Origin of the sequence: Streptomyces sp. KL116D, assembly GCF_030766975.1 — a bacterium.
GTDB classification, from domain to species: Bacteria; Actinomycetota; Actinomycetes; order Streptomycetales; family Streptomycetaceae; genus Streptomyces; species Streptomyces longispororuber_A.
The window spans coordinates 304871-325265 of the sequence record NZ_JASERH010000142.1 but is presented as its reverse complement, the minus strand read 5'-3'; the positions used below and the strand labels follow the sequence as shown (position 1 = coordinate 325265).

15 protein-coding genes, 1 tRNA gene and 13 pseudogenes are annotated in these 20395 nt (G+C 70.5%); 27 read left to right on the top strand and 2 right to left on the bottom strand.

Going from position 1 to position 20395, the window contains the following annotated elements; translation table 11 throughout:
• Positions 1 to 117 precede the first annotated feature (117 nt).
• The 23 genes and pseudogenes from RBJ77_RS56430 to RBJ77_RS56320 form a co-directional block, all read left to right on the top strand.
• A pseudogene (locus RBJ77_RS56430) lies at positions 118 to 324 on the top strand (transketolase); the annotation flags it as partial.
• Between the two features lie 163 nt (positions 325 to 487).
• Positions 488 to 1620, top strand: a pseudogene (gene tal, locus RBJ77_RS56425) (transaldolase).
• Between the two features lie 303 nt (positions 1621 to 1923).
• Positions 1924 to 2544: pseudogene (locus tag RBJ77_RS56420) on the top strand (glucose-6-phosphate dehydrogenase); the annotation flags it as partial.
• A 112-nt stretch (positions 2545 to 2656) separates the two neighbouring features.
• Positions 2657 to 2722: pseudogene (locus RBJ77_RS56415) on the top strand (hypothetical protein); the annotation flags it as partial.
• A 127-nt stretch (positions 2723 to 2849) separates the two neighbouring features.
• A pseudogene (locus RBJ77_RS56410) lies at positions 2850 to 3581 on the top strand (glucose-6-phosphate dehydrogenase assembly protein OpcA); the annotation flags it as partial.
• Between the two features lies 1 nt (position 3582).
• Positions 3583 to 4002: an OpcA/G6PD domain-containing protein gene (locus tag RBJ77_RS56405; protein ID WP_372352163.1), complete on the top strand. Its 420-nt coding sequence runs from the start codon at positions 3583 to 3585 to the stop codon at positions 4000 to 4002.
• Positions 4003 to 4138: 136 nt separating this feature from the next.
• A pseudogene (gene pgi / locus RBJ77_RS56400) lies at positions 4139 to 5809 on the top strand (glucose-6-phosphate isomerase).
• Between the two features lie 47 nt (positions 5810 to 5856).
• Positions 5857 to 5985: pseudogene (locus tag RBJ77_RS56395) on the top strand (NAD(P)-binding domain-containing protein); the annotation flags it as partial.
• A 104-nt stretch (positions 5986 to 6089) separates the two neighbouring features.
• A complete protein-coding gene (locus RBJ77_RS56390; protein ID WP_372352162.1) occupies positions 6090 to 6224 on the top strand; it encodes an NAD(P)-binding domain-containing protein in 135 nt (44 codons plus the stop codon).
• A gap of 121 nt (positions 6225 to 6345) precedes the next feature.
• Positions 6346 to 6477, top strand: a pseudogene (locus RBJ77_RS56385) (6-phosphogluconate dehydrogenase); the annotation flags it as partial.
• Between the two features lie 101 nt (positions 6478 to 6578).
• Positions 6579 to 6731: a hypothetical protein gene (locus tag RBJ77_RS56380; RefSeq protein WP_372352168.1), complete on the top strand. Its 153-nt coding sequence runs from the start codon at positions 6579 to 6581 to the stop codon at positions 6729 to 6731.
• 211 nt (positions 6732 to 6942) lie between these two features.
• Positions 6943 to 8621, top strand: a pseudogene (locus RBJ77_RS56375) (fibronectin type III domain-containing protein).
• Positions 8622 to 9404: 783 nt separating this feature from the next.
• Positions 9405 to 9605 (top strand): hypothetical protein, encoded by a 201-nt coding sequence (locus tag RBJ77_RS56370; RefSeq protein WP_372352093.1) that lies wholly within the window; start codon positions 9405 to 9407, stop codon positions 9603 to 9605.
• Positions 9602 to 10252: pseudogene (locus RBJ77_RS56365) on the top strand (ABC transporter substrate-binding protein); the annotation flags it as partial. The gene RBJ77_RS56370 and the pseudogene RBJ77_RS56365, both read left to right, overlap by 4 nt.
• A complete protein-coding gene (locus RBJ77_RS56360) occupies positions 10158 to 10883 on the top strand; it encodes an ABC transporter substrate-binding protein (protein WP_372352161.1) in 726 nt (241 codons plus the stop codon). The pseudogene RBJ77_RS56365 and the gene RBJ77_RS56360, both read left to right, overlap by 95 nt.
• Positions 10880 to 11299 carry a hypothetical protein gene (locus RBJ77_RS56355; RefSeq protein WP_372352167.1) on the top strand — a complete coding sequence of 140 codons (420 nt, stop codon included), beginning with the start codon at positions 10880 to 10882 and terminating at the stop codon, positions 11297 to 11299. Before RBJ77_RS56360 ends, RBJ77_RS56355 begins: the two co-directional genes overlap by 4 nt.
• 167 nt (positions 11300 to 11466) lie before the next feature.
• Positions 11467 to 12227 (top strand): annotated as a pseudogene (locus RBJ77_RS56350) (ABC transporter permease); the annotation flags it as partial.
• The gene (locus RBJ77_RS56345) at positions 12210 to 13232 is read left to right on the top strand and encodes an ABC transporter permease subunit (protein ID WP_372352160.1); all 1023 of its coding nucleotides are present in this window, start codon (positions 12210 to 12212) and stop codon (positions 13230 to 13232) included. The pseudogene RBJ77_RS56350 and the gene RBJ77_RS56345, both read left to right, overlap by 18 nt.
• Positions 13225 to 13509 (top strand): annotated as a pseudogene (locus tag RBJ77_RS56340) (ATP-binding cassette domain-containing protein); the annotation flags it as partial. The gene RBJ77_RS56345 and the pseudogene RBJ77_RS56340, both read left to right, overlap by 8 nt.
• A 142-nt stretch (positions 13510 to 13651) precedes the next feature.
• A pseudogene (locus tag RBJ77_RS56335) lies at positions 13652 to 13705 on the top strand (hypothetical protein); the annotation flags it as partial.
• A gap of 489 nt (positions 13706 to 14194) precedes the next feature.
• Complete coding sequence (locus RBJ77_RS56330) at positions 14195 to 14728, top strand: ATP-binding cassette domain-containing protein (protein ID WP_372352092.1); 534 nt, start codon at positions 14195 to 14197, stop codon at positions 14726 to 14728.
• Positions 14729 to 14750: 22 nt separating this feature from the next.
• Positions 14751 to 15176 carry a hypothetical protein gene (locus RBJ77_RS56325; RefSeq protein WP_372352091.1) on the top strand — a complete coding sequence of 142 codons (426 nt, stop codon included), beginning with the start codon at positions 14751 to 14753 and terminating at the stop codon, positions 15174 to 15176.
• Positions 15177 to 15994: 818 nt separating this feature from the next.
• Entirely contained in the window at positions 15995 to 16204 is a 210-nt protein-coding gene (locus RBJ77_RS56320; RefSeq protein WP_372352090.1) for a hypothetical protein, read from the top strand.
• A gap of 230 nt (positions 16205 to 16434) precedes the next feature.
• Here RBJ77_RS56320 and RBJ77_RS56315 read toward each other — a convergent pair.
• Positions 16435 to 16519: transfer RNA gene (locus tag RBJ77_RS56315), tRNA-Leu, on the bottom strand.
• A 163-nt stretch (positions 16520 to 16682) separates the two neighbouring features.
• Here RBJ77_RS56315 and RBJ77_RS56310 point away from each other — a divergent pair.
• The 3 genes from RBJ77_RS56310 to RBJ77_RS56300 all read left to right on the top strand — a co-directional run bounded on the left by RBJ77_RS56310 (position 16683) and on the right by RBJ77_RS56300 (position 19337).
• Positions 16683 to 18041, top strand: a complete 1359-nt coding sequence (locus RBJ77_RS56310; protein WP_305128952.1) for a M20/M25/M40 family metallo-hydrolase — start codon at positions 16683 to 16685, stop codon at positions 18039 to 18041.
• A gap of 163 nt (positions 18042 to 18204) precedes the next feature.
• The gene (gene chpH / locus RBJ77_RS56305) at positions 18205 to 18438 is read left to right on the top strand and encodes a chaplin ChpH (RefSeq protein WP_255982295.1); all 234 of its coding nucleotides are present in this window, start codon (positions 18205 to 18207) and stop codon (positions 18436 to 18438) included.
• Positions 18439 to 18593: 155 nt separating this feature from the next.
• Positions 18594 to 19337 (top strand): chaplin family protein, encoded by a 744-nt coding sequence (locus tag RBJ77_RS56300; RefSeq protein ID WP_372352089.1) that lies wholly within the window; start codon positions 18594 to 18596, stop codon positions 19335 to 19337.
• 90 nt (positions 19338 to 19427) lie between these two features.
• Here the strand turns inward: RBJ77_RS56300 and RBJ77_RS56295 are convergent, their stop codons facing one another.
• Positions 19428 to 19616: a DUF5703 family protein gene (locus tag RBJ77_RS56295; RefSeq protein ID WP_255982297.1), complete on the bottom strand. Its 189-nt coding sequence runs from the start codon at positions 19614 to 19616 to the stop codon at positions 19428 to 19430.
• 47 nt (positions 19617 to 19663) lie between these two features.
• Between RBJ77_RS56295 and RBJ77_RS56290 the strand changes: the two genes are divergently transcribed.
• Entirely contained in the window at positions 19664 to 20350 is a 687-nt protein-coding gene (locus RBJ77_RS56290; RefSeq protein ID WP_372352088.1) for a hypothetical protein, read from the top strand.
• Positions 20351 to 20395 lie beyond the last annotated feature (45 nt).

Sequence of the window (20395 nt, the reverse complement as noted above, 5' to 3'; positions counted from 1 at the left end):
CCGCCAGGGCGTGCCGACGTACGAGGCCAACGAGCTCGCCGCCAAGGGCGGTTACGTCCTCGTCGAGGCGTCGAAGCAGACGCCCGGACGCTCGTCCTGATCGCCACCGGCTCCGAGGTGCAGCTCGCCGTCGCCGCCCGCGCGACCCTGGAGGCCGAGGGCATCGCGACCCGCGTCGTGTCGATGCCGTCCGTCGAGTGGTTCGAGGAGCAGGACCAGGGCTACAGGCCTCCGTCCTGCCGCCGGCCGTCAAGGCCCGCGTCGCCGTCGAGGCCGGCATCGGCCTCACCTGGTACACGCTACGTCGGCGACGCCGGCCGCATCGTCTCCCTGGAGCACTTCGGCGCCTCCGCCGACGCGAACGTCCTCTTCGAGCGAGTTCGGCTTCACCGCCGAGAACGTCGCCGCCAAGGCCCGGGAGTCCGTGGCCGCCGCCCGCTGCAGATCCCTCCGCAGTCAGCACGCGTCACGTACGACACGAAAGAAGATGAAGAGCACCATGAGCAACGCCAGCACCTCGTCGCCCCTCAAGGCCCTCTCCGACGAAGGCGTCTCCATCTGGCTGGACGACCTGTCCCGCACGCGCATCGGTCCGGCAACCTCGCCGAGATCGTCGAGAAGAGCCACGTCGTGGGTGTCACCACGAACCCTCGATCTTCCAGGCCGCCATCGGCTCCGGCGAGGGCTACGAGGAGCAGCTCGCCGACCTGGCCGTCCGCAAGGTCACCGTCGACGAGGCCGTCCGCATGATGACGACGCAGGACGTGCGCGCCGCCGCCGACGTCCTGCGCCCCGTGTACGACGCGACGCAGGGCCGCGACGGCCGCGTCTCCATCGAGGTCGACCCGCGCCTCGCCCACGAGACCGCAGGCCACGATCGCCGAGGCCAAGCAGCTGGCCTGGCTCGTCGACCGGCCCAACGCTCATGATCAAGATCCCGGCGACCCTCGCGGGCCTCCCGGCCATCACCGAGGTCATCGGCCTCGGCATCTCGCGTCAACGTCACGCTGATCTTCTCGCTCGACGCGCTACAAGCGCCGTCATGGACGCCTACCTGCGCGGGCCTGGAGAAGGCGCACGAGCGCGGCATCGACCTCGCCACGATCCACTCCGTCGCGTCCTTCTTCGTGTCGCGCGTCGACGCCGAGATCGACAAGCGCCTCGGCGAGATCGGCACGGACGAGGCGCTCGCCCGCGAGCGGCAAGGCCGCGCTCGCCAACGCCCGGCTCGCCTACGAGGCCTACGAGAGCAGGTCTTCGCCACCGAGCGGGCCGCGACCCTGGAGGCCGCCGCGCCAACAAGCAGCGCCCGCTGTGGGCCTCCACCGGCGTCAGGACCCCGCGTACAAGGACACCCTGTACGTCGACGAGCTCGTCGCCCCGGCACCGTGAACACCATGCCGGAAGGCACCCTGCGGCCACCGCCGACCACGGCGACATCCACGGCGACTCGGTCAGCGGCACCTACGACGCCTCGCGCGCCGAGATCGCCGCCGTCGAGAGCTCGGCATCTCCTACGACGAGGTCGTCCAGCAGCTCGAGGACGAGGCCGTCGCCAAGTTCGAGATCGCCTGGACCGACCTGCTCGGCACCGTCGCGAACCGCCTCCAGGGAGGCTGAGTCCAAGTGAGCGTCACCGCTTGGCAGAACCCGCTGAGGGACCCCGCGCGACCGCCGCCTGCCGCGCGTCGCGGGCCCCTCCGGGCTCGTCATCTTCGGCGTCACGGGCGACTCTGTCCCGCAGAAGCTGATGCCGGCCGTCTGACGACCTCGCCAACCGGCTGCTGCCGCCGGGCTTCTCGCTCTCGGGTTCGCCCGCCGCGAGTGGGCGGACCAGGACTTCGCCCAGGTCGTCCACGACTCGGTCAAGGAGCACGCCCGCACGCCCTTCCGCGAGGAGGTCTGGGCGCAGCTCGCCGAGGCATGCGCTTCATCCCCAGGGCGACTTCGACGACGACACCGCGTTCCGAGCAGCTGCGCGCGGCCGTCGACGAGCTGGACGAGAAGCGCGCGCACGCAGCGGCACACTACGCCTTCTACCTCTCGGTCCCGCCGAAGTTCTTCCCGAAGGTCGTGCGGCAGCTCAAGAAGCACGGCCTCGCGGACGCGCCGCAGGGCTCGTGGCGCGCGCCGTCATCGAGGAGCCGTTCGGCACGACATCGAGTCGGCCGCAGTGAGCTCAACGCGATCGTGCACGACGTCTTCGCGCCCTGGGAGCAGGTCTTCCGCATCGACCACTACCTCGGCAAGGAGACCGTCCAGAACATCCTGGCGCTCCGCTTCGCCAACCAGATGTACGAGCCGATCTGGAACCGGTCGTACGTCGACCACGTGCAGATCACGATGGCCGAGGACATCGGCATCGGCGGCCGCGCCGGCTACTACGACGGCATCGGCGCCGCCCGCGACGTCATCCAGAACCACCTCCTCCAGCTGATGGCGCTGACCGCCATGGAGGAACCGGCCTCGTTCGACGCCGAGTCGCTGGTGACGGAGAAGCTCAAGGTCGCTCAAGTCCGTCCGGATCCCCGCCGACCTGGAGAAGTCCACGGTCCGCGCGCGCAGTACGCGGCGGGCTGGCAGGGCGGCGAGAAGGTCAGGGCTACCTCCAGGAAGACGGCATCGACCCGAGTCGAAGACCGACACCTACGCCGCCGTGAAGCTGGAGGTGGACAACCGCCGCTGGGCGGGCGTCCCGTTCTACCTGCGCACCGGCAAGCGCCTGGGCCGTCGCGTCACCGAGATCGCGGTCGTCTTCCAGCGCGCGCGCCGCACTCCCGTTCGACTCCACCGCCACCGAGGAACTCGGCCAGAACGCGATCGTCATCCGCGTCCAGCCGGACGAGGGCATGACCGTACGCTTCGGTCCGAAGGTCCCGGGCACGTCGATGGAGATCCGGACGTGTCCGATGGACTTCGCGTACGGCGAGTCGTTCACGGAGTCCAGCCCCGAGGCGTACGAACGGCTCATCCTGGACGTCGCTTCTCGGCGACGCGAACCTCTTCCCGCGCACGGAGGAGGTCGAGGAGTCCTGGCGGATCCTCGACCCCATCGAGGCGCACTGGGACGCGCACGGCAAGCCCGCGGTACGCGTCAGGCGCAGCTGGGGCCGCCGAGGAAGCGGACGAGATGCTCGCACGAGACGGACGGAGCTGGCGCAGGCCATGAAGATCGACCTCACCGACACCACGGCAAGCAGATCAACAAGGCGCTCGTGCAAGGGCGCCGGCCATCGGGCACGCCGCGGTCGGGCATGGTGCTGACGATGGTCATCGTCACCGACGAGGAGAACGCGTACGACGCGACTCAAGGCCGCCGAGCGAGGCGTCCCGCGAGCACGTCGCGCACGCCTCGTCGTGATCAAGCGCGCGCCCGCACGCCGCGCGACCGGCAGGGCAGCGGCTCGACGCCGAGGTGCGGGTCGGCGTCCGACGCGGGCACCGGCGAGACCGTGATCCTGCGTCTGTACGGCGAGGTGCGCCGGCACGCCGACTCGGTCGTGCTGCCGCTGCTGCTGCCGGACGCCCCGGTCGTGGTGTGGTGGCCGGTCGACGCCCCGGACGAGCCCTGCCAAGGACCCGCTGGGCGCGCTCGCCGCCAGCGCCGGATCACCGACACTGTACGCGCCGACGAGGACGCCCTGGACGCCGCTCGACCGGCGCGCGCCGCGTCCTACGCGCCCGGGCGACACCGACCTGGCCTGGACCCGGCTCACCCCGTGGCGCTACCATGCTGGCCGCCTGCCCTCGACCAGGCCCGCACCAGACATCGTCTCCGCGGCCGTCGAGTCCGAGGCCGAGACGGCGCCGAACTGCTCGCGCGAACTGCTCGCGCGCTGGCTCGGCGCCGCCTCGGCGTCGGTCGAGCGCGTCACCACCGACGGGCGTCGTGCACGCGGATCCGCCTGGGCACGCCGAACGGCGAGATCCGCATCGGCCGCCCCGACGGCCCGCTCGCCGCCCTGTCGCTGCCCACGGCCGGCCCGAGCGCACCCTCGCTGAAGGTCGCTCGACCGCCGAGCTGATCGCCGAAGAGCTCCGCCGCCTCGACGCCGACGAGATCGTGCGCCGTCGCGCTGCAGGCCGGGCCCGTCGACTCCAAGGAGTCTGTTCAACACTGCGCTGAGACGCACCTCTGATGACGCGCCGCCCGCAGTGGACCGCCCTGGAGGACCACCGCGCGAAGTTCAGCGGCGCGCACCTGCGCGAGCTGTTCGCGAGCGACCCGGCGCGCGCGCTCCGAGCGCTACGCGCGTGCAGGTCGGCGACCTGCACCTCGACTACGCGAAGCACCTGGTCACCGACGAGACGCTCGCGCTGCTGCAGCGAGCTGGCCGCCGCGACCGACGTGTTCGGCAGCGCGACGCCATGTTCCGCGGCGAGAAGATCAACACGACCGAGGGCCGCGCCGTGCTGCACACGGCGCTGCGCGCCCCGCGCGACGCGGTCGATCGAGGTCGACGGCGAGAACGTGGTGCCGAGTGTGCACGCCGTGCTCGACCGGATGGCGGCTTCAGCGGACAGGGTGCGCTCGGGCGAGTGGACCGGCCACACCGGCAAGCGCATCAGAACGTCGTGAACGTCGGCATCGGCGGCTCCGACCTCGGTCCCCGGCGATGGCGTACGAGTGCTGCGCTCGTACACCGCACGCGAGTCTGACGGTCCGCTTCGTGTCGAACGTGGACGGGCCGACCTGCACGAGGCCGTCCGGACCTGGACCCGGCCGAGACGCTGTTCGTCATCGCCTCGAAGACGTTCACCACCATCGAGACGATCACGAACGCGACGGCGCGCGCGTACTGGCTGCTCGCCGGGCTCGAGCGGCGACGAGTCAAAGCGGTCGCCAAGCACTTCGTGGCCCTGTCGACGAACGCCGAGAAGGTGTCGGACTTCGGCATCGACACGGCCAACATGTTCGAGTTCTGGGACTGGGTCGGCGGCCGCTACTCGTATCGACTCGGCCATCGGCCTGTCCCTGATGATCGCCATCGGTCCCGCGGCGCTTCCGCGCGCTGCTCGACGGCTTCCGCGCGCGTCGACGAGCACTTCCGACGGCGCCCGCCGAGAGTCCAACGCGCCGCTCCTGCTCGGCCTGCTGGCATCTGGTACGGCAACTTCCACGGCGCCCAGTCGCACGCGGTGCTGCCGTACAGCGCACTACCTGTCGAAGTTCACCGCGTACCTCGCAGCAGCTCGACATGAGTCCAACGGCAAGTCCGTGGACCGCGAGGCGAGGAGCGTCGGCGTGGCAGACCGGCCCGGTGGTGTGGGGCACGCCCGGCACGCAACGGCCAGCACGCCTACTACCAGCTCATCCACCAGGGCACAGAAGCTGATCCCGGCGGACCTGATCGGCTTCGCGAAGCCCGGTCGACGAGCTGCGGCTGACGCTCAAGCGCCAGCACGACCTGCTGATGGCCAACCTGTTCGCGCAGGGCCAGGCGCTCGCCTTCGGCAAGACGCCGGACGAGGTGCGCGCCGAGGGCGTCGCCGAGGAGCTGGTGCCGCACAAGACGTTCAAGGGCAACCACCCCGACGACGACGATCCTGGCGAAGGACGACCCCGTCGGTCCTCGGCCAGCTCATCGCCCTCTACGAGCAGAAGGTGTTCGTCCAGGGCGCGGTCTGGAACATCGACTCGCTTCGACCAGTGGGGCGTCGAGCTCGGCAAGGTCCTCGCCAAGCGCGTCGAACCCGCCCTCACCGAAGGCGCCGACGTCCCGGGCCTGGACGAGTCGACCAAGGCCTCGTCGCCACGTACCGCGCGCTGCGCGGCCGTGCGCCTGACGTTCCCAGATCCACGAAGTGATCCACGAAGTGATCCACGCAGAGATCCACGAGGTAGAGTGAACTGACATGCAGCTTGGACTCATCGGCCTCGGCAAGATGGGCGGCAACATGCGCGAGCGCATCCGCCGCGCCGGCCACGACGTCATCGGTTACGACCGCAGCGAGGTCTCGGACGTCGCGTCCCTGAGCGAGCTCGTCGAGAAGCTCGAAGGCCCGCGCGTGGTCTGGGTGATGGTGCCGGCCGGCGCCGCGACAGTCGACGGTCGACGAGCTGAAGGACCTGCTCGCCGAGGGCGAGCATCGTCGTCGACGGCGGCAGCTCCCGCTGGACGGACGACGAGAAGCACGCCGAGGAGCTCGCCGCCAAGGGCATCGGCTTCGTCGACGCCGGCGTCTCCGGCGGTGTGTGGGGCCTGCAGAGCGGCTACGCCTGATGGTCGGCGAGCTCCGACGAGAACGTCGCAGAAGGTGAAGCCGGTCTTCGACGCCTCAAGCCCGAGGGCGACCACGGCTACGTCCACGCGGAGCAAGGTCGGCGCCGGCCACTTCTCCAAGATGGTCCACAACGGCATCGAGTACGCCATGATGCGAGGCCTACGCCGAGCTGGGAGCTGCTGGAGGCCGCCGACTCCGTCACGGACGTGCGCGAGAGTCTTCCGCTCCTGGCAGGAGGGCACCGTCATCCGCTCCTGGCTGCTCGACCTCGCGGTCAACGCCCTGGACGACGACGAGCACCTGGAGCAGCTGCGCGGCTTCGCGCAGGACTCGGGCGCGAGGGCCGCTGGACGGTGGAGGCCGCCATCGACCACTCCGTCCCGCTCCCCGCGATCACCGCGTCGCTCTTCGCCCGCTTCTCGTCCCGCCAGGACGACTCGCCGCAGATGAAGATGATCGCGGCGCTGCGCAGCCAGTTCGGCGGCCACGCGGTCGAGAAGAAGTAGCTCCGCCCGGCCCCGGTTCCCCGGGCCGACGCACCCGGCGCCCCGCCACCCCTCGTACCGGGGCGTGGCGGGGCGCCAGTTCGTCGTACGGTCCCGCGCACCACCTTGACAGCCGCATTGGTCGCATACCAGCTGCTGAGAGTCACAGGAACTGACACGGTTCGCGCACGTCCGGAATTCCCAAACCCCGCCTAGAGCAAAGGGAGTTCGCGTGTCCACACCGAACGCAACGTCGCACCGGACGTCACGAAGACGTCTGCTCGCTCTCATCGGCGCCGCCGCGCTCGCCCTCGCCGGCGCCGTCGCCCTGCCCGGCACCGCCCAGGCGGCCAACGTCCTGTCCGACCGGCTTCGAGTCCGGCTCGCTGGGCGCCTGGAAGTGCTCGGGCAGCCTCGGCTCCGTGGTCTCCAGTCCCGTCCACGGCGGGTCCAGGCCCTCGCGGGAGCGCCACCTCGAGCGACAACGCCAGCGCAGCCGTAGACCCTCGCCGTCCAGCCGAACACCGCGTACACCCTCTCCGGCTGGGTGCGCGGCAGCTACGTCTACCTCGGCGTCGACGGCGGCGCTCGACCTGGACCCAGTCCCCGTCCGCGTACAGCCAGTTGACGGTGAAGTTCACCACCGGCGCGGCCAGACCAGCGCCACGGTCTACGCAGGGCTGGTACGCCCAGGGCACCTACTACGCCGACGACCTCAGCCTCGACGGCCCGGGCGCAACCCCGGCGACACCCAGGCCCCGACCGCCCCGACCGGCCTCACCTCCACCGGCAGGACGTCGAGCGGCGTCTCGCTGTCCTGGGGCGCCGCGAGCGACAACGTCGGCGTCACCGGCTACGACGTGTACAGCGGCGGCAGCAACAAGCTCCTCGCGGTGAGCGGGACCTCCGCCACCGTCTCCGGCCTCACCCGTCCACCGCCTATTCCTTCACGGTCAAGGCGCACGACGCGGCCGGGAACAGCTCGCCCGCCTCCAACGCCGTCTCCGTCACCACGGAAGCCGGCTCCGGCGGCACCGGCTTCAAGCAGGCCGCGCGCCTACCTCTACACCGGCTGCGACCCGCCGAGCCCGACCACGTCATGAACGCCACCGGCGTCAAGTGGTTCACGATGGCGTTCATCCTCTCCTCCGGCGGCTGCAACCCTGGCCTGGGACGGCCAGCGCCCGCTCACCGGCGGCCAGGACCAGACCGCCATCAACGCCGTCCGTTCCGCGGGCGGTGACATCGTCCCCTCGATCGGCGGCTGGAGCGGCAGCAAGCTCGGCCCCAACTGCTCCACGCCCGAAGCCCTCGCGGCGCCTACCAGAAGGTCATCGACGCGTACGGCCTGAAGGCGATCGACGTCGACATCGAGAACAGCGACGAGTTCGAGAACACGGCCGTCAGGACCGGATCCTGAACGCCCTGAAGATCGTCAAGGCCAACAACCCCGGCCTGCGCACCATCCTCACCTTCGACGTCCACCACAGGACCGACCTACTACGGCAACCGCCTCATCGAGCAGTCGAAGGCGCTCAACGCCAACATCGACGTCTTCACCATCATGCCGTTCGACTTCGGCGGCGGCTCCGACATGTACGGCAACACCGTGAACGCATCGGAGGGCCTGAAGACCAAGCTCAAGTCGGTCTACGGCTGGGACGACGCCACCGCCTACGCCCACATGGGCATCTCCGGCATGAACGGCCTCAGCGACCAGCAGGAGACCACCACGCCCGCCATCTGGACCCAGATCAAGGACTGGGCCAACAGCAAGCACCTCGCCCGGCTCGCCTTCTGGTCGGTCAACGCGACCGGCCCTGCGCGGGCGGCGGCGTCGCCGAGAACTGCTCCGGCATCAGCCAGGACACCTGGCAGTTCACGAAGATCACCGCCGGCTTCACCGGCTGACCGGCGTCCGGTCAGCTTCCTTATGGACACAGGGACTTACTGCGCGGCGTCCGCCGCGCGTACAGCCATCGTCATGCGCCTCGTTGAGTGACGATAACTTGACCGAGGAGCCGCCCGTGTCCCCCGCTCCAGACGCACAGCCGCCGGTCGTCGGTCGTCCTGGCCCTCGACTTCGGCGGCACCAAGACCGCCCTGACCGTCGCCGACGCACGCCACGGCACCCGCCTGCACGACCTGACCGTCGACACCGACCCCGACCTCGGGCGGACCCTCAAGACCGCCCGCACCCTCCTCGCCGGCTGCGAACCGCACGCCGTGGGGTGATCGACCATCGCATCCCGGCCCCGACGGCGTGGCCCTCGCCCCGAACATCCCCGGCTGGGACGCGCTCCCGCTGGAGCGCGAACTCGCCCGCGAGTTCCCCGGTCGACGATCCGCATCGCCACCGACGTGAAGGCCGCGGCCGCGTCACGAGAACGCGTCCGGCGCCCTCGCGGGCTGCGACCCTGGGCCTCTACGTGAACCTCGGCACCGGACTCGCCGTCGCCGTCGTCGCCCACGGCACCGTCCTCACCGGCCGGCACGGCGCTCCGGCGAGATCGGCTACAACCTGCGCGCGCGCCCGACGACGTGGGCCGCACCGACCGCGTCCGCTGGAGGCGGCCGTCAGTGGCATAGGCCCTGCGCCGGGCGCCCCCACCGGAGTTCACGCGGGAACTCGCCTTCCACCTGGTCAACCTCACCATCGCCGTCGATCCCGAGCGGATCGTCGTCGGCGGCGGCATGGTCCGCGTCTGGCCCGCGCTGCACGACCCGCTGCGCGCCGCCCTCGACGCCGCCGTGCCCTATCCGCCCCAGCTCGTACCCGCCGCGCAACCGTACGACGCGCCCCTGCTCGGGCACTGGCGCTGGCCGTCGAGGCCGCGCGCCCAGGACCGAAGAAGACTCGGTAGATCCGGCCCACGAAGGGACTGGCAGGAATGAGGCCCACGCGCATCCTCGCCGTCGCGCTCATGCTGACCCTCGCAGCGACGGCCTGCTCGGAGACCAAGCACAAGGGAAGCTCCGACGACGGCACCAACGCCACGGAGAACAGCGGCCCGAAGAAGAAGGGCGGCACGGTCACCATCGCCAACACGGCGGGGCAGACCTGGACCTGCAACTTCAACCCGTTCAACCCGGCCGTCTACAACACCTCCATCGGCTTCGTCTACGAGCCCCTGATCTTCGTCAACGCCCTCAAGGACCAGGCCGAGACCCCGATGCTCGCCAAGAGCTACAAGTGGAACGCGGCCAGGACGCAGATCGACTTCACCATCCGCTCCGGCGTGAAGTGGAACGACGGCGAGGCGTTCACCGCGAAGGACGTCGCCTTCACCTTCAACCTCATGAAGCGCGTCAGGTCCACCGACCTGTACGCCCTGTGGACCACGGCGGGACTCCAGTCGGTCACCGCCTCCGGCGACCAGGGTCACCCTGAAGTTCGAGAAGGCGGCCCAGCCGTGCTTCTACGCCTTCGCCCACCAGGTCGCCATCGTGCCCGAGCACGTCTTCGGCAAGGGCGAGGCCGCGAGCAAGCCCGACACCTGGGTCGACAAGAGCCCGTCGGCACCGGCCCGTTCGAGGTCGACCCGTGCACCCCGAACAACATCCAGTACAAGGCGAACCCCGACTACTGGCAGCAGGGCCAAGCCGTACATCCAGAAGGTCGAGTACCCGGCCTACCTCGACAACGGCCCCTGCCAACCTCGACCTCGCCAGCGGCAAGGCCCAGTGGGGGAGCCAGTTCATCCCCGGCATCAAGCAGTTCTACCTCGGGACAAGTCGCCCGACAACCACACCTGGTCGCCACCCGTCCTGAACGTCGGCATCTACCCGAACCTCGATCCGTCCCACAAGAACACCAGCAACCTCAAGGTCCGCCAGGCGATCTCGTACGCCATCGACCGCGAGAAGGTCTCCCAGATCGGCGTCGGCGGACAGGAACCGGCCGCGAACCAGTCGGGCATCGTGACGCCCACCTTCGACAAGTACTACGACAAGGCCGCCGTCGAGAAGGCCGGCTACGACAAGCCCGACCCGGCCCGCGCCAAGAAGCTCCTGGCCGGCCTCGGCTACACCCCCGACAAGCCGCTCGAGCTCAGCATCATCACGATCACCGGCTACACGGACTGGGACGCCTCCCTCAAGGTCATCAAGCAGAACCTGAAGGCCGTCGGCATCGACCTCTCACCGTCCAGGACCTCGCCCAGCAGACCATGATCGGCAAGCTCTACACCGGCGACTACGACCTCGCCTACTACAACCAGCAGACCAGCGGCCCCACCCCGTACTACGAGCTGCGCCAGATGCTGCACTCCGCGAACACCGCGCCCCTCGGCAAGAACGCCACCAGCAACTTCGCGCGCTACAAGAACCCGAAGGTCGACCAGCTCCTGAACGACTACGCGTCGGCGAACGAGACCGACCAGGTCGACATCGTCAAGCAGGTCGCCCAGTACATGATCGACGACGTGCCGGTGATCCCCGTCGTGGAGGCGGTGGACTGGTTCCAGTACAACACCAAGGACATCGCCGGCTGGCCGACCGAGGACAACCCGTACGCCCAGCCCGCCGCCTACAACTTCCCCGACACCGGACAGGTGCTGACCCACCTGTACTCCAAGTCGGCCCAGTAGGGGGCGAACCGTGCGCTTCATCCTCCGCCGCCTGGGGTTCTTCCTGCTCACGCTCTGGGCGGCGCTCACCCTGAACTTCTTCATCCGCGCGTCATGCCGGGCGACCCGGTCGACGCGCACTCACCGTGCGCACCCGCGGCCGGGTCTCCCGGGACGCGCTCGAACAGATGCTGCACGTCCTTCGGCTTCAGCCGGACCAGAACGTCGTGGTCCAGTACGTCGACTACCTGGGCCACATGTTCACCGGCAACTGGGGCCGCTCCATCGGCCAGACGCTGGGCGAGCCGGTCACCAAACTAGATCGGCGGCGCCCTGCCTGGACCCTCGGCCTCGTCGGCATCACCACGGTGCTGGCCTTCGTCCTCGGCACGCTGATCGGCACGATCGCGGGCTGGCGCCGCGGCGGCGCCCTCGACGCGATCCTCCCGCCGATCTTCGTCGTCACCTCGGCGCTGCCCTACTTCTGGGTCGGCCTGCTGCTGATCCTCGTCTTCTCGCAGGGCACCGGCGGCCTGCTCCCCGCCAACTTCAACTACGACACCTCGATCGTGCCCGGCTTCTCCCCGGGCTTCGTCGGCAGCGTCCTCGCGCACGCCGTCCTGCCCGCCGCGACGCTCCTCATCACCACCATCGGCGGCTGGATCCTGACCATGCGCAACAACATGATCACCACGCTCGCCGGGACTACGTCCGCATGGCCCGCGCCAAGGGCCTCGGCGGCCGCCGCATCATGTACGCCTACGCCGCCCGCAACGCGATCCTGCCCAACCTCGCCGGCTTCGCGATGTCCCTCGGCTTCGTCATCTCCGGCGCCATCCTCATCGAGTACGTCTTCAACTACCCGGGCGTCGGCTACCTCCTCTACAACGCCGTCCAGAACGTCGACTACCCGCTGATGCAGGCCCTGTTCATGCTCTTCACGGTCGCCGTGCTGGTGGCACTGCTGGCCGTCGACATCGCCACGGTGTGGCTCGACCCGCGCGCCAGGGCCAGGGGTGAACCACCGATGACCACGACCACCGCCGCTCACCGCACCGCCCCCCGACAAGGCCGCGCCGCGCGTCGGGCCGGAGCCGGGCTCTGTGGCGCGCCATCCGGGGCAACCGCAAGGCCCTCACCGGCACCGCGATCCTGTTCGTCTTCACGGTCGTCGCCGCGTTCCCCGGCCTGTTCACCACGGTCTGACCACCCGGACGAGGCCGCCTTCACCCCACGCCTCGACCCTCCACGGCCCATCTGCTGGGCACCACTGCCCTCGGCCAGGACATCTACTCCCAACTCTGTCCACGGCACCCGCGAATCCCTGGTCGTCGCGGTCGTGGCCGGCGCCCTCGCCACCGTCCTCTCCGTGATCATCGGCGTCTCCGCCGCCTACCTGGGCGGCATCGCCGACGACCTGCTCTCGCTCCTCACCAACGTCGTCCTCGTCATCCCGGCGTTCCCCCTGGTGATCATCCTCGCCAAGTACTCCGGCAAGGGCTCCCTCACCGTCATCCTCACCGTCCTCGTCCTCACCGGCTGGTCCTACGGCGCCAACCAGCTGCGCGCCCGAGCCCTGTCCCTGCGCAACCGGGACTTCCTCGAATCGGCCCGGGTGCGCGGCGAGCGACTGCTCGTGCATCATCGTCCGCGAGGTCCTGCCCACCATGATCCTCGCTCATCGTCGCCAACTTCCTCGGCGCCGCCCTGTACGCGGTCCTCAGCGCCGCCGGACTCAGTTCCTCGGCCTCGGCGACCCCAACTCGCAGAGCTGGGGCGCGATGCTCTACTGGGCGCAGAACCAGCAGGCGCTGCAGACCGGCACCGCGCTCTGGTCCCTCGCCCCCGGCCTCTGCGTCGCCCTCCTCGGCGTCGCCTTCGCCCTCGTCAACTACGCCTTCGACGAGATCGGCAACCCGCCCTGCGCCCCGTGAAGAGGAGGCGCCGTGACTGACCGGCCGCTCCTGGACGTCCAGGACCTCACCGTCGCCTACGACACGCCGCGCGCGCCTCGTCACTGCGCCGTCGACCACGTCGGACTCACCGTGCACCAGGGCGAGTTCACCGCCGTCGTCGGCGAGTCCGGCTGCGGCAAGTCCACCCTGATGTTCGCCGTCGCCGGCCTGCTCAGCCCGCCCGCCCGGATCACCACCGGCACCGTCCGCTTCCGCGGCGACGACCTCGTCACCCTCACCGAACGCGAACTCGACGCCCTGCGCTGGCGCGACTTCTCCGTCGTCCTGCAGTCCGCCATGAACGCCCTCAACCCGGTGGCCACCCTCGCCGCCCAGTACAAGGACGCCATGGCCGCGCACGCGCGTACACCGCGGACGAGATCGGGCCCGCTCCACCGAGGTCCTCGAACTCGTCGGCATCGACGCCGTCCACCTGCGCAGCTACCCGCACCAGTTGTCCGGCGGCATGCGCCAACGCGCCATGATCGCGATGGCGTTGCTGCTCACCCCCGACCTCGTCGTCATGGACGAACGCGATCCGCGCTCGACGTCGTGGCCCAGCGCTCCCTCATGGTCCAGATCAAGGAACTCCAGCAACCCCTCGGCTTCGCCGTCGTGTTCGTCACCCACGACATGTCCCTCGTCTCGCACTTCTCCGACCAGCTCCTCGTCATGTACGCGGGCCAGGTCGTCGAGGCGGCCCCACCCGCACCGCCTTCGACCACCCTCCCACCCCTACAGCCGGGGCCTCCTCGAAGCCTTCCCGTCGATCCGCGGCCCCCGCGTCCCCACAAGGCATCGGCAGCCCGCCCGACCTGGCCGCGCCGCCGCCCGGCTGCCGCTTCACGCGCTGCCGCCCTCGTACAGGAGCAGTGCCACACCACCGAACCCGCCCTGTACGGGTCGGCGAGGCACGCTCCCGCTGCCTGCTGCACGCGCCCGCCGCGACGGAGGTCACCCCATGAGCGAACCGCTGCTCCAGACGCGCGACCTCACCCGCCACTTCAAGGTCGGCACCGGTCTGTCCGCCGCGTCCTGCACGCCGTCGACGACGTCGACCTCACCATCGGCGAACGCGAGATCGTCGCCCTCGTCGGCGAGAGCGGCAGCGGCAGAGTCCACCCTCGCCCGTCTCGTCGCCCAGGTCCACAAACCGACCCGCGGCGAGATCCGCTACCGGGGAAAGCCGCTGACCGCGCTGCGCGGCCGCAAGGAACGCCTCGCCTACCGCGGCGACGTCCCCATGGTCTCCAGGACCCTTCGCCGCTCTCAACCCGCCTATCGCGTCTCCCACGGAATCCTGCGCGGCCATCACCCTGCACCGCTCCCGAACTCTCCCGCGCCGAGCGGCAGGCGGAGGCCGAGCGGGTCGTCGAGGAGCCGCCGGCCTCGCGCCGCCGACGTCCTCGGCCGCTTCCCGTACGAACTCTCCGGCGGCCAGCGCCAGCGCATCGGCTTCGCCCAGGCCCATCGCGCGCCCACCGCCCCCGCCTGATCCTCGCCGACGAACCGTGTCCATGCTCGACGTGTCGATCCGCATCGGCCTGCTCAACGTCATGGCCGACCTGCGCGGACCGAGGGCGGCCCTGATCCTCTACATCACCCGCGACATCGCGAGCGCTCCGCTACCTCTCCGACCGGATCGCCGTCATGTACGGCGGCCACATCGTCGAGACCGGGCCCACCTTGAAGAGGTCCTCGCCCACCGGCACTCCCGTACACCGACCGCCTCCTGTCCGCCGTCCCCGACCCCGCGCCCTCGACGTCGACGCGGCCGCCGCCAGGCCGACCCGCCCGTCGTCATCGACCACCCCCAGCCGCCGCTTCCGCACCCGCTGCCCGCTCGCCGTCGACTCCCTGCCACCGCGTCACTCCCACGCCTGCAGCAGGTCGGCACGGGCCACACCAGCCGCCAAGCCACGGCACCGCGGACCGCCGCATGACCACGCCGCCGTGGAACCGGCAGCGGCTGCGCAGCAACAACGAATGGCTCCTCCTGGAGCGATTACGGCTCGAAGGCCCCGCCTCCCGGGCCCAGCTCGCGCGTGCCAGCGGACTGTCCAGCCCACCGTCTCCTCGGCCCTCGCCACCGCCCTGGAGCAGGGCCGGCCTGGTCTCGCGAGGCCGGCACTCCACGCCCAGAGCCGCGGCCGCATCGCCGTCCTCTACGAGCCCGACCCGCGCGCAGGACACACGTCCTCGGCCTCGACATCGGGCGCGCCCGGCTGCGCGCGCGCCGTCGCCGACCTGTCCGGCACCATCGTGTCCGCACCGAGGTGCGCACAACCGCGGCCGGGCCGCCACCACGGTCGCCAGACGCCGCCGTGGCCTGCGCCGAACAGGCCCTCGCCGAGCCGGGCTGACGCCCGCCGACGTCGTCCACACCGCCGTGGGCACCCGGGCGTCTTCGACCGCCACACCGGCCGGGTCCGCTACGCCGTCAACCTGCCGGGCTGGGCCGCGCCGGACTCGTCGAGCGGATGCGCGAGAGCCTCGGCACGCGCTCTCCGTCCACAACGAGCGCTTTCAGCCTGGCCGCACTCGGCGAGTACACCTTCGGCGCGGGCGCGGGCAGCCGCTCTTCGTCTACGTCCTCATCGGCACCGGCCTCGGCATGGGCGTCGTCGCCGACGGCGAACTCTCTTCCTCGGCGCGCACGGCGCGGCCGGCGAGGTCGGCTTCCTGCCCCTCGGCGGCGTCCCCGCCTCCGGCAGCGCACCCCGCCGCGGCATGCTGGAGGACGCCGTCTCCGCCGACGCCAGTGGTCCGCACCGCCCGCGCCCTCGGCATGACCGGGCTCACCGCCAAGCGCGTCTTCGACGCCTTACGCCCGCACCGGCGACCCGGCCGCCGGCACCGCCGTGCGCCAGGAGGGCGAACGCCTGCTCGCCCTCGCCGTCGCCTCTCCGTCACCGCCGTCTCGACCGACCTGGTGGTGCTCGGCGAGTGGGCCGAGCCGACCTGCTGCTGAGCCACGGTGGCCGGAACCCTGCACCGCCTCACCCCGCTGCGGCTCCCGTGTCGAGGCCAGCACGGCACGGCGACGACGCGGTCCTCCTCGGCGCGCTCTACGACGGCCCTGCGCGCCGCCCGGCTCCCTGGTCTTCGACCGCCGCGCGGCGTCCTCGTGACGGGCGGCGCACCGGGACGCACGACGCCTGGAGGCCGGTCGGGACCTCTCCCGACCGGCCTCCGTCTCTGTGTCCGAGGGGGGACTTGAACCCCCACGCCCGATAAAGGGCACTAGCACCTCAAGCTAGCGCGTCTGCCATTCCGCCACCCGGACAAGGTGTCTGCCGCCTCTTTGCGGGGCGTTTCCCGCGGCGACACGGAGAACATTACCAGGGTTTCCGAGTGGTCCGATCACGCGGTCTTTCCCCAGGTCGGACCTGTGAACGGCGCGTGACGAGGGGCGCCCGCCCTTGGGTGCGGGCGCGCGGAGGGGGAGGATGAGAGGGATCCACAGGGAGAGAGGAACAAGCGTGAGTGAGTCGAGCGCGGGCAGGGCCGTCTCCGGACAGGACGAGGTCGTCGACCTCTGCCGCGAACTGATCCAGATCGACACCAGCAACTACGGTGACCACTCGGGCCCGGGCGAGCGCAAGGCCGCCGAGTACGTGGCGGAGAAGCTCGCCGAGGTCGGCCTCGAACCGAAGATCTTCGAGTCCCACCCCGGCCGCGCCTCCACGGTCGCCCGCATCGAGGGCGAGGACCCGTCGCGGCCCGCGCTCCTCATCCACGGCCACACGGACGTCGTCCCCGCCAACGCGGCGGACTGGACCCACCATCCGTTCTCCGGCGAGGTCGCCGACGGCTGCGTGTGGGGCCGCGGCGCCGTCGACATGAAGGACATGGACGCGATGACCCTCGCGGTCGTCCGCGACCGGCTGCGCACCGGGCGCAAGCCCCCGCGCGACATCGTGCTCGCCTTCCTCGCCGACGAGGAGGCCGGCGGCACCTGGGGCGCACGCCACCTCGTCGACAACCACCCGGACCTCTTCGAAGGGGTCACCGAGGCGATCAGCGAGGTCGGCGGCTTCTCGTTCACCGTGAACGAGCAGCGGCGGCTCTACCTCGTGCAGACCGCCGAGAAGGGCATGCACTGGATGAAGCTGACCGTGGCCGGCACCGCCGGGCACGGTTCGATGATCCACCGGGACAACGCGATCACCGAGCTGTCCGAGGCCGTCGCCCGGCTCGGCCGGCACCAGTTCCCGATCCGGGTCACCAAGACGCTGCGCCACTTCCTCGACGAACTCGGCGACGCGTACGGGGTGGAGCTCGACCCCGAGGACATGGAGAAGACCGTCGCCAAGCTCGGCGGCATCGCCAAGCTGATCGGCGCCACCTTCAGCAACACCGCCAACCCCACGCAGCTGGGCGCCGGTTACAAGGTGAACGTGATCCCCGGCGAGGCCACCGCGCACGTCGACGGGCGCTTCCTGCCCGGGTTCGAGGACGAGTTCCTCGCCGACCTCGACCGGATCCTCGGTCCCAAGGTCAGGCGCGAGGACGTGCACGCGGACAAGGCCGTGGAGACCACCTTCGACGGGGCGCTGGTCGACGCCATGAAGTCCTCGATCGAGGCCGAGGACCCGATCGGCAAGGCCATCCCGTACATGCTCTCCGGCGGCACCGACGCCAAGTCCTTCGTCGAACTGGGCATCCGCAACTTCGGCTTCGCGCCGCTGCAGCTGCCCCCGGAGCTCGACTTCGCCGGCATGTTCCACGGCGTGGACGAGCGGGTGCCGGTGGACGGCCTCAAGTTCGGCGTGCGGGTGCTCGACCGGTTCATCGACGCGTCCTGACGTCCGCCCGGCGTCAACCCGGCGTGTTCGCCAACAATCGGCCGCACGTGCGCACTTGACTGAGAAGAGTGAAAGGAACCATGCGCTCGTAGCCCCATTGCGTCCCCCTCGTTACAGGGAGTGCAGTCCGCGGCTGGGACTGCATTGCCAACAAGGAGGAATAATGATCAAGAAGGTCGTCGCTGCTGCGGCTGCCACTGGTGGTCTCGTGCTCGCGGGTGCGGGCATCGCCGCTGCCGACGCCGGTGCCCAGGGTGCCGCCGTGAAGTCCCCCGGTGTGCTGTCGGGCAACGTCATCCAGGCGCCCATCCACGTGCCGGTGAACGTCTGCGGCAACACGGTCTCCGTGATCGGGCTGCTGAACCCCGCCTTCGGCAACACCTGCACCAACAGCTGACGTTGTTGTGCCTCGCCCCTTGAGGGGGCTGAGCCCGTCGGCCTCGGAGTGCGCGCCATGCGCTCCGGGGCCGATTGGGCATTCGGCGCGGAGACACTCGCGTCCCCGCGCCTTTCCAGCAGGCGCTCAGACAGAGTTCTAAGGCAGGGAAAGCTATGCGACAGGTCATGCGCAAGGGCCTGATCACCGTGGCGGCCGCGTCCGGTGTGCTGGCCGTCACCGGTGGTTACGCACACGCCGACTCGGGTGCGGAAGGAAGCGCGTCGGGTTCCCCCGGCGTCGCCTCCGGCAACTCGGTCCAGGTTCCCGTGAACGTCCCGGTCAATGTGTGCGGCAACACGGTCAACGTCATCGGGCTGCTCAACCCGGCGGCGGGCAACGACTGCGCCAACACCTCGGACGGCAGCGGTGGCTACGGCGACGAGCAGCCGTCCGGCGGCGGCTCGCACGCCGGGGGGCACACCAGCGATTCGCCCGGTGTCGGCTCCGGCAACCACGTACAGGTACCGGTGGACGTCCCGGTGAACGTGTGCGGCAATTCGGTCGACGTCGTCGGCATCGGCAACCCCGCGTCCGGCAACGACTGCGGCAACGGCGGCTCGCACACCACGACGCCGCCCGGCGGCCCCGAGCAGCCGCCGACGCCGCCCGGTGGTCCCGAGCACCCGGGCACGCCCCACACCCCGCCGGGTACGGACCGGAACATTCCGCCCACGCCCCAGCAGCCGGGCACGGACACCCCGAACAAGCCGGCGACGCAGACCGTCGCCCAGCCCAAGGGCGAGTCCCAGCTCGCGCAGACCGGCAGCTCGCTGCCGCTCGGCGCGGTCGTCCCGGTGGGCGCGGGTGCGCTGCTCGCCGGCGCGGTGCTCTACCGGCGTGCCAAGGCGGCCGCGTGACGGCCTGAGCCGAGCAGTCGGTACCAACGGAGCGGGCCCCGCATCGGCGGGGCCCGCTCCGTTTTGCTCGTCCCGCCCGTCAGGTTCAGGTCACCACGTGGCCCGCAGCTGGCGGATGATCCGTCGCCGCAGACGCACCCGGCGACTCCCGTCGCGGTGCAGGCTCAGTCGGTACAACTCCCAGTGTCCGTACTCGGCATGGTCCGTCAGCAGACGTGTCGCCTCCTTGCGGGAGACCCCGCGCGGTACGTACACGTCGACAAATTCGTATTCCGGCATCGCATCTATTGTGCGGGCAGTGGCCCGGTACGGATAGCGTCTGCACTATGTCTGATGCTGCGCAGCCCACCGCTGCCGAGGTACGCGCCGCCGCTGAGGCGGTCAAGGCTGCGCTCGACCGCCACCTGGCGGCTGTCGAGCGCAGGTCGGGAGAGGACGACCCGGCCGTCTACGAAGCGTTCAACGAACTCGCCGCGGCGGCCGAGGAGTACGACGAACTCCTCTACGACCGCTACGACGAGGTCACCCCCTTCGAGATCCCCGGCGGCGAGGACTCGCTGCCGCCGTACACCGGGCCGGAGGAGCCGAACGCGCTGAGCGTGCTGATCCGACGCGACTACGCCGTGGTGGAGCCGCAGCGCCTTCTCGCCCAGGCCGGGCGGGTCGCCGACATCGAGGCGGGCCCGGAGCCGGACCCCGAGGGCGCGAACGGCGCGGGCAACAGCGTCCATGCCGCCCTCGGCGTCCTCTTCGGGGAGTACGAGCCCGACGAGATCGCCTCCCGGCACAAGGAGTTCGGTCTGGAGGAGGGCGACTCCACGCTCTGGGTCACGGCGTCGGACGAGCTCGCCGAGCCGGGGGAGTGGCTGGAGGCCCCGTTCGACCAGGCCGATCCCCAGCGCGTGGTGTGCCGCTTCGACATGAGCGCGGTCTTCGACGACGACCTCGACGAGGACGACCTCGAAGGCGACGGTGCGGAACTCGACGAGGCACTGGAGGACGCGGACCGCTAGCGCGGCCCCGCTCCTCGAAGGTGCAGAACCGTCCCGCCGGGTCCG